At 59.7% G+C, this 11,840-nt stretch carries 8 protein-coding genes; 3 read left to right on the forward strand and 5 right to left on the reverse strand.

Translation table 11 applies throughout. The features are described 5' to 3' along the window. Positions 1-92: 92 nt before the first annotated feature. The 4 genes from ACI94_RS08295 to ACI94_RS08310 all read right to left on the reverse strand — a co-directional run bounded on the left by ACI94_RS08295 (position 93) and on the right by ACI94_RS08310 (position 3,588). Positions 93-875: a DUF2115 domain-containing protein gene (locus tag ACI94_RS08295; RefSeq protein WP_224732760.1), complete on the reverse strand. Its 783-nt coding sequence runs from the start codon at positions 873-875 to the stop codon at positions 93-95. Positions 876-1,012: 137 nt separating this feature from the next. Continuing rightward, a complete protein-coding gene (locus tag ACI94_RS08300) occupies positions 1,013-1,195 on the reverse strand; it encodes a hypothetical protein (RefSeq protein ID WP_150468702.1) in 183 nt (60 codons plus the stop codon). A gap of 90 nt (positions 1,196-1,285) precedes the next feature. Then, entirely contained in the window at positions 1,286-3,196 is a 1,911-nt protein-coding gene (gene cooS / locus ACI94_RS08305) for an anaerobic carbon-monoxide dehydrogenase catalytic subunit (protein WP_273259286.1), read from the reverse strand. A 47-nt stretch (positions 3,197-3,243) separates the two neighbouring features. Beyond that, entirely contained in the window at positions 3,244-3,588 is a 345-nt protein-coding gene (locus tag ACI94_RS08310; protein WP_066953925.1) for a DUF488 domain-containing protein, read from the reverse strand. Between the two features lie 151 nt (positions 3,589-3,739). On the opposite strand from ACI94_RS08310, the gene ACI94_RS08315 reads away from it, so the two are divergent. The 3 genes from ACI94_RS08315 (at position 3,740) to ACI94_RS08325 (ending at position 7,440) form a co-directional block, all read left to right on the forward strand. Next, on the forward strand, positions 3,740-4,516 hold the full coding sequence (locus tag ACI94_RS08315; protein ID WP_224732759.1) for a cupredoxin domain-containing protein: 777 nt from the start codon (positions 3,740-3,742) through the stop codon (positions 4,514-4,516). Between the two features lie 258 nt (positions 4,517-4,774). Further along, on the forward strand, positions 4,775-6,931 hold the full coding sequence (locus ACI94_RS08320; RefSeq protein WP_286681296.1) for a PQQ-binding-like beta-propeller repeat protein: 2,157 nt from the start codon (positions 4,775-4,777) through the stop codon (positions 6,929-6,931). A 248-nt stretch (positions 6,932-7,179) separates the two neighbouring features. Beyond that, complete coding sequence (locus tag ACI94_RS08325) at positions 7,180-7,440, forward strand: hypothetical protein (protein WP_066953934.1); 261 nt, start codon at positions 7,180-7,182, stop codon at positions 7,438-7,440. A 359-nt stretch (positions 7,441-7,799) separates the two neighbouring features. Here the strand turns inward: ACI94_RS08325 and ACI94_RS08330 are convergent, their stop codons facing one another. Continuing rightward, entirely contained in the window at positions 7,800-11,603 is a 3,804-nt protein-coding gene (locus ACI94_RS08330; protein ID WP_286681297.1) for an Ig-like domain-containing protein, read from the reverse strand. Positions 11,604-11,840 lie beyond the last annotated feature (237 nt).

Genomic DNA, 11,840 nt, shown 5'->3' on the forward strand with positions numbered 1-11,840 from the left:
TTCTCCGGGCGCAAGCGTTATCCCCACCGCCGCCGAGTGCTCGGTGTCGTAGATCTTCCGTGCATCGCTGTGGGGTTTGGTGATCGGTACTTTCAGCCTTTATAGTTCGTCCAGTAGTTTGCGAGACATTCCCGTTTCCTCCGCTCATAACGGCGGGCCCGCATCTCCGGGTAGGTCGGCTCCTTGCTCTGGACCGCCGGGCAGTAGGGGCAGAGTGCGAAAGCCACATCATTGGCCTTATCCCTGACCGGACAGAGATAGGTCCCCTCCCACTCGTCGACGATCTGCCCGCCGGGGAACGGTGTGCCGACCGGGTGGGCGGGCTCTTCCATGACGAACATGGTGAATGCGGAGAGGAGGTACTTCAGGTAAAGGTACCTGGGGTCTTTCTCCCGCGCCTTCTCGGCGCAGGCCTCCGCCACCATGGCGCAGTAGGCACGAAGCGCCGGGTTCGGTGGGGCGTCCAGCTCGGGACCGCCGCCGTTCCGGGAGAGGAGGATCAGGCGGTGGTGCGCCCCGAAGATCTCCTCGCGGACGCTTTCAAGAAGGCGGTCGCGGTAGTTCTCGGGGAGGTCAGCGACCTTTCGTTTGAACCGGGCGTTCATCACCTCAAGGTCGTGCAGGTCGAAGATCCCCACTTCGCAAGCGATCACACCTAGGAGGTCTCTCTTCGTTGTTGCCTCTCCCATCCGCTGGCAGGCCTTCCTGATGGTCGAGACCGATACCGACTGCCCGTTCTTCTCGTCTTCCTCCCAGTTATCAGTGAAGGGGTCGATGATGAAGGAGCAGGCATCGCGAGAACCGGCCCCGGGTGCATCGCGGGCGTCCCGGCCGATGAACCGTCGGAAGCGTTCAAGGATTCTTCTCAGCCGCATGGTCTCACTACTATTCTCCAATGAAGGTGGGGCATGGGGGTGTTTAATTCTGGTGTAGTTGCCATGGTAACAAAGACAAATGACCCCTTCTGGAACCAGACGATCCTCGGGTTGCGCCGCCTGCGGCCTTGCGGCCGTCAGTCTGGAACAGTTAAATCAGCGAGTTTGCCATATACTGCCGATATGTCGCAGGGCCACCCCATTGGATCCTTCTCCCGTCCGAGAGATATGGAATCCGAAAACCGCTTGGGAACGCTTCCCTCCATGCCCCACAATCCTTTTGCAACTTCTTTTTTGGGAATATCTTCAAGAAGACCCATTGCGCCCGATCCTGGTGAGTGGCTCGATACTTATGACCGCGCCTGCATGATCATCTACCGGGGACGGTCGAAAAAGAGGGTTATTATCGCCTATATTCCCAGCTTCTCCCGCTTCGCCTCGATGTGTGCGAGGATCCCCTCCGCTGCCTCCACCGCATCCGTCTCGACGTGGAGCACCCCGCCGGTGATGCCGGGGAGGTCTTGCGTGAGGAGTTTGACGAGGTCCGGCCCCCCGGTCACGGTCGGGACCGGATTGACGTAGGTGTAGAGACCGAGCGCGAGCGCAAACAGGGCGTCGATCGTCGCCTTCTGCTCCATGTACTCTGGAGCTGCGACGGCGACCGGGAGGTCGGGGAGGGGCACGCCGCCGAGGGCTTTGGAGACCGCGAGAAGGAGGTCGGCGCACCTACCGGTGTCGGTGCAGGTCCCAAACCCGAGCACCGGCGGTACACCGAGCGCTGAGCAGAGTCTCTTCAGCCCCGGCCCGGCCTTCTCCTTCGCCTCCGGTGAGCAGAGCCCGGCGACCTGGAGCCCGGCCACGCCGCAGCCCATCCCGAGGACCAGGATATCGCGCGCGATCAGGTTCTCCGCGACCGCGACGGTATGGACGTCCTGCCCGTAATCGCGCAGCGTGGTGCAGGAGACGAGCCCGACGACGCCCCGGATGGTCCCATCCTTGATGGCACTAAGCAACGGGTCAAGACTCCCCCCGAGCGCCTCGACGATGCTCTCTGTGGAGAACCCGACCACCGCCTCCCGCACGGGAAGACCCGGGATCGGCCTTACCTTCTCGCGCCGCTCCCGGAAGTTCTCGATCCCCATCTGGAGGAGCGCTGCCGCCTGTTCTTTTGCCTTCTCGGGGACGTACTCGAGCCTCTCCGTCCCGCCCTCAAAGACGACGACTTCGCTGACCGGGATCAGCTTGAAGTGATACTTCTCGGCGTAGAGGGGGTCGAGCGGGAGCGAGCAGTTCATGTCCGCAGCAAAGACGTCGACCGCCCCGGTGGCAAGCACCGCCTCCTGCATGATCCAGTTTCCCGTATAGCCGTAGAAGACGTCGTCCATCTCTCTCCTCTGGATCAACTCCTGTCCGGTCTCGATGTTTGCGATGATCCTAAGCCCCTTCGCCCCCACGGCCCGAGCTTTCTCCTGCCACTCGTCGGTGCGGGCGAGGTCGATGAGAGCGAACCCGAGGAAGGGTTCGTGGCCGTTCGGGAGGATGTTGACGTAGTCGGGGTCGAGCACCCCGAGGTCGACCCGCATGGGGTGCGGGCGGGGGACGCCGTAGAGGATGTCCTGGATGTACTCGAGCACGATCTGACTCTGGTAGGCCATCGCGACGCCGAGGCGCATCGCCCGCATGGCGTGGCTCGCGTACCATCCGTCGACGTTCGTGAGGGTCGAGGCGGTATCGACGATCGTCTCCCCATAGATCCCGCCGGGGAATAGCCCGAGACGCTTCCAGACCTCTTTACGCTCCTCCGGAGCGAGCCGCTCCACAATCAGGCTCGGCTCGTAGGTGAACCGGTGGAAGTCCTCCTCCACGAAGTCGCAGAGCCGGAGCGCGACCTCGGCATCGCTCCCGCTCGTGTCAATCCCGAGCCGTTCGGCAAACGTCCGAAGTTTTCCGGAATCCGCGATCGTGAACGGGGTCTTCCCTTCCGCGGTCGCCCGGAGGGTTCTCACCGCCTGCGCCGCATGAAAGTGGTAATTCGATGCCCCCATGACGTTCCGGAGGAGCATCATCCGCATCGCCATGCCGTCGGCGTTGATCCCGCAGACACCGCGCCAGTTCCGGGAGGCATCGGCCCGGCAGGGGCCGTTCGAGCAGAAATCGCATCGAGCGCCTGCCCGGCAGAAGGCGCATCGCCGGTCGGGGTCGTTCCCGAGACCCTGAGCCTCGTAGCGGTCCCAGACGTTCGACATGCCGTCCGCTTTGAGCCGCTGATAGACGGTCCTCACCGAGTCGTGGTAGGATATCCTGTCGCTCTCCATGGTCATGGTGAGTGACACTCGCCACAACCATAAGTATGTGTCGGTACCGCGGCTTACCCCTCCTCAAGGTAGCGTTTCAGCGCCACGGCGTTGTTATGCTCCTCGTCTTTAGCGGCGTAGAGAAGCGTCACGGTCCCTTCAGCCGCCTCTCTCTGGAGTTTGGCGAGCGTCTCCTCTTTTTCCTCGAGTTCGGCCCGGTAGCGCCGGAGGAACTCCTCCCACTTTGCCGGGTCGTGCCCGAACCATCGGCGCAGTTCGTTGCTCGGTGCAAGGTCTTTCTCCCACCGGTCGACCACTGCCTTCTCCTTCGAGAGACCCCGCGGCCAGAGCCGGTCGACGAGGATCCGGGTCCCGTCGTCCTCCGAGGGTTCTTCATAGATCCTCTTTGTACGCAGCATGAGGGGGGATACGGCGGCCCCTCACATAACACTGTCCCCCGCGAAAACCTGGCCGGTATTTCAGGACATTCACGAAGATCTCGATGTATATTGGTGTATGGTACACACCTGCGAAAAGTATATTACACTCGTTTCCATCCCCTGCCCCCGTATGACTGGATTGGCGAGACTCCTGATCGTCACCCTGATGATAGGGTGCGTGGCTCTCTTCTCCGGGGCGGTTGCCCAGGAGTATGGGGGCGACCAGACCCCGGTCCCGACCATGGCCGGGGGCGAGACCAATGAGACAAATGTCACCATCACGTCGCCGGAGGTTAATGCCAGCATCCCTGCTGGAAACGTCACGGTGAGCGTGAACGTCACGAACTTCACGCTCGTCGAGCCGACCGGGCAGCCGAATGTGCCGGGCGAAGGGCACCTGCACTACTACCTGGACGCCCCGATACCGACGAATGCAAGTGAACCGGCCATCCCGCCGACCGGCGGCTACGTCATCTCCACGAACCTCACCCATACCTGGGAGAACGTGACGGCGGGCGAACACAACTTCTCGGTTCAACTGGTCAACAACGACCACACGCCGCTCATTCCGCTCGTCTTTGCAACAGTGAACGTCACCGTCGATGGGAACGCGACCGAAAATGCAACGACGGTAAACATCACGGCACAGGATATCGCGTTCGATACGGAGACCATCACGGTGCCAGCGGGAGCGAACGTGACGATGGTCTTCAATAATATGGACAGCGTCCCCCACAACGTTGCAATCTATGACAGTTCTCTCCGGTCGGAAGAGATCTTCGTGGGCGATATCATCACCGGCCCTGCTGAGATCACCTACAACTTCACGGCGCCATCCGAGCCGGGAACCTACTACTTCCAGTGTGATGTCCATCCATCCATGAATGGTGACTTCATTGTGGAGTGATCGGAACAAACGGGTGTGAAGAGCTGGGCTGCTCGCTCTTCTTACCCCTCTTCTCTTCGATACCGGTACTGTGTAGATCTATCGGCTCCGGGAGCGGATCAGCGTTCGGGTAGGCATCCGATCAATCGCACTTCTACGGATCCAGCACAGCATGACTGGGCCTGTGTAATATGGTATTCAGTCAAACGGGCTTATTCTGGCAAAATTACGGCATTCTTGCGAAAAGTATATAGCACGCACATATCATCCCTGCGCCGTATGCAGAGACTGTTGAGACTCCTGATCGTCACCCTTGTGATAGGGTGTTTAACGCTCTTCTCCGGGGCGGTCGCCCAGGAGGAGAACGCGACTAACATGACCAACGAGACAGCAGGATCACAGACGGCGGACGGAGTCCCGCCGGAGATCGTGCAGTATGCGGCTGATTGGCCGCTACCCAATAGAGATTACGAGAATACCCGGGCAACGACAGATGTATCGATTAGCAAAGAGAACGTGAACGATCTGGCAATCGCCTGGACGTTCGATATCAACGCCACCGGCACCTTTGGCGGCGCAAGCAGCAACCCCATCATCATGGGGGACACCGTCTACTTCCAGGATCTCCACGCCAACACCTACGCCTTAAACCTCGCCGATGGTTCGGTGACGTGGGAGAAGATCTACAACAACACCACCGTGACCGGGCCGAACGGGCCGGCGGTCGGGTGGGGTAAGGTCTTCGTGACGAACGACCCCTTCTCCATCGCAGCGTTGAACGCATCGAGCGGTGAGGAACTCTGGGTGATGCAGCTCATCAACACCACGCCTCTTGCCGGGGAGATCATCGGTGAGGGTATCGACATTCAGCCCACGGTCTACAACAACCTCGTCTTCACCTCGACGGTCCCCGGACGCGGTGATGTCTTCTACCGGGGCGGCGCCGTAGGGATCCTCTATGCTCTCGACCAAGAGACCGGTGAGGTTGTCTGGAACTTCAGCACGGTCGACGACCCGGCGAGCATCTGGGGCAACCCTGAGGTCAACAGCGGCGGCGGAGCCTGGTACACTCCGGCCGTGGACACCGGGACCGGCATTACATACTGGTCGATAGCAAACCCGGCGCCGTTCGCGGGAACACCTGAATTCCCGAACGGCGCAAGTCGTCCCGGCCCGAACCTCTACACAAACACCCTGATGGCACTCGACCATGCAACCGGGGATATGGTCTGGTTCACGCAGGTTCTCCCGCACGACCTCTTCGACCACGACCTCCAGATGCCGCCGATCCTCGCCGATGCCAACATCAGCGGAGAGGATCAGAAGATCGTGATCAGCGGCGGAAAGATGGGCAGGGTCTACGCCTTCAACCGTGACACTGGCGCTATCCTCTGGGTGTCCGTCGTGGGCAGGCACGAGAATGATCATCTTGCAGCCCTCCCGCCCGGCAACACCACGGTCTACCCTGGAGCGCTCGGCGGTGTCGAGACCCCGATGGCCTACGCGAACGGCACGGTCTACGTGCCCTACGTTGACCTCTACACCAACTGGACGCCGGAAAGCTCGCTCTCCATTGGTGTTGAGGGCGCACCTCAGGCGGAGATCCAGCCGGTTCCCGAAGGTACGGGCGGGCTTGTGGCTATTGAGGCCAATAGCGGCAAGGTCCTCTGGGACAGGAAACTTGACTCCATCAACGTCGGCGGCGCAACGGTCGTCAATGACCTGGTCTTTACGGGAACGTTCAACGGGACGATCTACGCGTTTGACGCGGTGACCGGCGAAGAGGTCTGGAACTTCACTGCACCTGCAGGCATCAACGCCTGGCCTGCGGTTGCAGGAGACACCATCGTCTGGCCCTGCGGTGTCGGTGAGATGGCCCAGGTCATAGCACTCCGTCCGGGTGGTATGGCCAACGTGACCCCGACTCCGACGGTGAACGTCACTCCGGCAGCGCCAGTGAACATGACCCCGACTCCGACGGTGAATGTCACTCCGGCAGCGCCAGTGAACATGACCCCGATGCCAACAATGAACGTCACCCCGACTCCGACGGTGAACGTGACGCCAACAGTGAATGTCACCCCGGCGCTGACGGTCAACGTCACTCAGACGCCAACGGAGAACGTGACCCCGACAACCCCCGAGGCCGAGATGATGGTGAACATCTCTGCCGATAACCTCGCCTTCGACACGGAGACCATCACGGTGCCGGCGGGGGCGAACGTAACGATGGTCTTTGACAATCAGGACGGGGGTATACCTCACAACGTCGCTATCTACGACAGTCCCCTTCGATCCGAGGAGATATTTGTGGGTGAGGTCATCACCGGACCTGCCCAGATCACCTACAACTTCACGGCGCCATCCGAGCCGGGAACCTACTATTTCCAGTGCGATGTCCACCCCTCGATGAATGGCGACTTCATTGTGGAGTGAGGGAAAGACGGGACAAACCCGTCTTTCTTACCTCTTTCTCTTCACGGGTTTGGTGGGGACCCTGTGTGCGGTAACGGGGACCGGGATTTCCGTCTTGCTCGCAGTATGAAACCCTGGTCGTCCGGGTGGGCGCATCGTTGCAGAAGAGAGCCGGAGCGGGTGAAGGTGCGAACGCAGGCATTGGGCTCTCTATCTTCGGTGCGCCCAAGTAAATTATAAATATCATGTATGCCACGACCCCACCTCTCATGAGGCCGAACCTAGTCCTTCTGGCGGTGCTTCTCATCGTGGGCGCCGGCATACTGATTGCAGGGTGCGTCTCGCCGAGTGGAGACGGCATGCAGCCGATCGAGACCGAGACCCCGATAGATACGGAGACAGTGGCAACCCCTACAGATATGGAGACCGAGGAGACCCCGACGGATATGGCGACTGAAGTTACTTCAACCACCATGGAGACATTACCCGGCGCGACGGACGCGGAAGCAGGCGGCCAGACCGGGTATTGATGAGTTTGCGAAAGGATTGTAGAAGAGGGGATGGACTTCCCCGTTTTTAAATTTCAGATTGAGATTTGAGCCTCTTGTATACACTGCTCTCTCTGAAACTGATGACTCGCCTATACACCTAAGGGTGGAATTGGTGCTATCGGGCGGCAGTGTGCGTCCTAGTGCATTCGCATGTCCCGGGACGGGTCTTTCTGGATGCATCAACAGCCGTAATTTCCGGGATGCGTTTCAGAGGAAAGGCGAAGATCCATTCCAGGAGTGAGCCGGCACCTATCGGGTGAGTAGCCGGGGATCTTCCTCCATCTAGATATCTGCTATTTTGGTTTCTTCAGGATTGGTGCGGTAAAAAAAAGGGAGAATTAGTGTCTCCGCCTCGCCCAGAGGAGGAATGCCAGCGGAGCGAGGAGTGGCGCGTAGATGAGCGGTGTTACCTGTGCCTCCACCGAAACGGTGGTTGGCTCTGTCGTCGCACCCTCGGTCACGATCTCGGTGGGCGTGACGTCTAACTCCTCTCCAGCAGTTGCGTTGGTCTCACCTCCGACTGTTGCATTGGTCTCCCCGATGGGCGTTACGCTCGCCGATGCTGCAGTGATGGCAAAGGTGGAGAACCCCGGTATGATTGCCCGGAAGTGGTAATTGCGCCCTTCATTTCCGATGACTGTGGTCTCCAGGCTCTGCCAGGTGTTGTCGACGTAGCGCATGAGCCTGACATCCTCTGCGGTCGCGTCATGCTCATCGAGCCAAGCGCCGGGGACGGTGAAGACCACCGTTGCGTTGCTGATGCGTTGCGGGTTCACCCAGTTGAGATTGATCTCGAAGTACTCGTAGACGTCACCGGCGGGAGGTCTCGCCGCAGAAGGCTGAGAGGTCTCCTTTACGGTCACCATCATCCTCGGGATAGTCTCGGCTGCCGTGACGGCGACACTGCTGACCGATGAGATGGGGATATTCATAAAGGTGAACGTCTCCCCGGCTCTCAGATTCTCTCGTACTCCTGCATAGAAGGTGGGACGGCTGTCACCACTGTCGCCCCCGCCACCTCCGCCACCGCCTCCGGGGGTGGGAGTTGGTTCGGGCCCGGCGCTGGTCGTGATAGTGACTGTCGCCATCTCGATCGCGCTTCCCGCTGATGCGATCACGTCCACGGTTCCCTCCGCGAACGCGGCAAAGAGCCCGGCACGGTCGATGGAGCCTTTATCCATGTCTGATGAAGCCCAGTCAATCCGGACCCAGTCAATCTCATTCTCGTGCTGGTCAAAGACCTTAGCAGTGAACTCCTGGATATCTCCAGGCTTCACCGTTGCCGTCGGGGGCTCAAGCTCGATTCTGGTCGGGATGGAGAACGAGGGCTCAACGGTCACCTGGATCGAGCCCGAGGCACCTCCCGTTGATGCGGTCAGGGTCACGGTGCCCTCTTTGAGAGCCGTGAAGGTGCCGGACTCGTTGACTGTCCCGACGGCATCGTCACTGCTCTCCCAGGTGAGATTACCGGCAGGTATGACGCTGCCGCTCTCATCCCTCACAGTGAGTGCCAGGGTGTTGTTCGCGGCGATGGTGAAACCGGACGGGCTGACCGTGATCTGCGTAAGCGCCATGGGCGCCGGGAGAACGGTTACCGTTGCGGCCCCGGTCTCGTTGAGCCCCTCAACCGACGCGGTGATGGTAGTGGTACCTTCCCGGAGTGCCGAAAAGACCCCGTCGGATCCAATCTCACCAACGCTCGGGTCATCGGATGACCAGGTCACCTCCCCAGACACTACGCTGCCCTCCGAATCGTATGGAATCGCGGTGAATCGCCTGGTGTCACCCGCATAGACGGTGATCTCCGATGGGGTGACCACGACCCCGGAGGATTCATTGGTGACCCTCACATCCACCGTTCCGGTGATGTTTTGGCCTGATGCTGTGATGGTCGTCCTTCCTGCGGCACGAGCGGTGAAGATGCCTCCCGCATCGATGGTCCCGACGGTCTCGTCGCTACTTGTCCAGTTGATACTGCCGACAGTTATGGGGCGGCCGTTCTGGTCGAGAGCGTTCGCAGCAAAGACTGCGGTGTCGTTGACGTTCAGGGTGATTGCCGCCGGTGTGATGGCGAGGGTCGTTGCGATCGGTTCTTCTTCTCCATCATTGACGGTGACGGTAGCAGTCCCGGATACATTGTCTGCCGTCACGGTGACGTTCGTCGTTCCCACGGCAAGAGCAATGAAGGTGCCAAACTCATCGATGGTTCCGACGGTCTCGTCGCTGCTTGCCCAGGTGACCGCAACGTCGGAGACGACGTTACCGGACCGGTCAAATCCGCTGACCTCAAAGAGCAGGTCGTCGCCGACATTCAGGGTGACTGCGGACGGCTGGATCACAAGCCTTGCAAGCACCGGTTCATCAGCGTTGACGGTGATGGTTGCTTCTGCGGATATGTTTCCTGCCGATGCCGTGACGTTCGTCGTTCCCGCGGCAAGAGCGGTGAAGATGCCGTTCGTGTCAATGCTCCCGACTGTCTCGTTGCTGCTAGTCCAGTTGATCTCGCTGACGGACATGGGCTGGCCGTCCTGATCGAAGATGGTCGCCATGAATCTCTGAGTATCGTTGACCGCGAGGGTGGCACGCGGCGGCGTGATCCTGATCTCTGTTGCGATGGGCTCTACCTCGCTGTCGTTGACGGTGACGGTTGCTTCTGCGGATATGTTTCCTGCCGATGCGGTGACGTTCGTCGTTCCCGCGGCAAGAGCGGTGAAGATGCCATCGGCGTCAATGCTCCCTACGGTCGTGTTGCTGGACGTCCANNTCATCTCACGGCCACGCTGGTCAAGGACGGTTGCATTGAATCTCTCAGTCTCATTGATGGCGAGTGTAACGGTGGACGGGCTGATCGTAATGCTTGTTGCGACCGGTTCGGTCGGCGCATCCTCACTGACCGTGACGTTTGCCGTGCCGGAGACGTTGCCGGATGTCGCCGTGATCTCTGTTGTGCCCACTGCAAGAGCGGTGAAGACACCACTTGTATCGATGGTTCCGACGGTCTCGTTGCTGCTTGTCCAGTTGATCTCGCTGACGGTCATGGGCTGGCCATTCTGGTCGAGAGCGGTTGCGTTGAAGGTTATGGTGTCGTTAACGTTCAGAGTGATAGTCTTGGGAGTAACGTTGATGGTCGTCAATACCGGTTCGGTCGGTGCTTTGGGCTCGTAGACAAACATGTAAAGGTTCGAGTTAGGACTCTGGCCCCTCTGCCAGACGATCGTATTGCCGCTGGCAACAGGGTAGAGTTGCTCGTCATCGGGGCCTGCTGGTTCAAAAGCGATCATCTCTTCCCCATCACTCGAGAGGTCGTACATGTATATGGCCCGTGGCCCGTCGCGCATGTCCTCCCAGGCGATGAGACGCTCGCTGATTGTCGGCGAGACCTGATAACCTGGGGCAGTGGTGATCCGCCGCTCTGTCGCTGCCGGATTGTCGAGGTCGGCCATATAGATCTCAGGGTTCGTAGTCCCGTGCCGGTAGTCCTCCCAGGCAATAAGGCTCCCGGACAGCGAGGGCCAGGACTGATACAAGGGAGACGTGGCAGTCGTGGATACCCGGCCAACTACCGATCCCGCCTCGATATCATAATACCAGAGTCGCTCCCCACTGTCAGATTCGTTCACCCAGGCGAGATACCTCTCGGAGAGCGCTGGCCTGAATTCGGTCCCCACAGTCGAGAAAGGAATCGTCGTCTTTGCGTTGGCCTCGATGACGGCCTTCACGGCTCCGGCGCCGATGTCGTAGAGGACGATGTTTGTCTTGCCGGTACTGTTGTCGTACCAGGCGGCGTAGTTTCCGCGGACTATGGGCAGCCACTGATAGCCGGAATCGTTGGTGAGCGGTCTCTCTTCACGAGTGGAGATGTCATAAAGATAGATATCCGAGTTTCCGTTCCGGCTATCCTGCCAGACGATGTAGTTCCCCGAGATGGACGGCATCGCCTGCGAGGCAGGATCAGTCGTTATCCTCTCGCCGGTGTAACTGCCGAGCGATCTTCGGAAATCGCCTACGGTTCCAAGATAGATGTCGTTGTTGCCGTTCCGGTCGTCTTGCCAGACGATTCTGTCGCCGTCGATATCCGGGCGGTCCTGCGCTCTGTCGAAGCCACGATATATGTGCTCCCCCGGCGCAGCCTCTATCGCCATAACCGGTGATATCAACAGTCCGAGAACAACAACTGTGCACAATAGTGCCAGATGTGTATATTTAGTCATTCTTTCCCCCCTTGCTTGATAACACTCCACCTGCGGGATCGTCGATGCATACCTTACGGTACGCACAAACGGGCTGGCTAAAGCAGGCGCTCGGCCGAGCACCCGGCAGGTGTACTGCGAATTCCAATCAAGACCCGGTCATAGGGCAACCGGTGAATGGGTGAATAG

The sequence above is a fragment of the Methanoculleus sp. DTU007 genome, assembly GCF_001512385.1.
GTDB classification, from domain to species: Archaea; Halobacteriota; Methanomicrobia; order Methanomicrobiales; family Methanoculleaceae; genus Methanoculleus; species Methanoculleus thermophilus.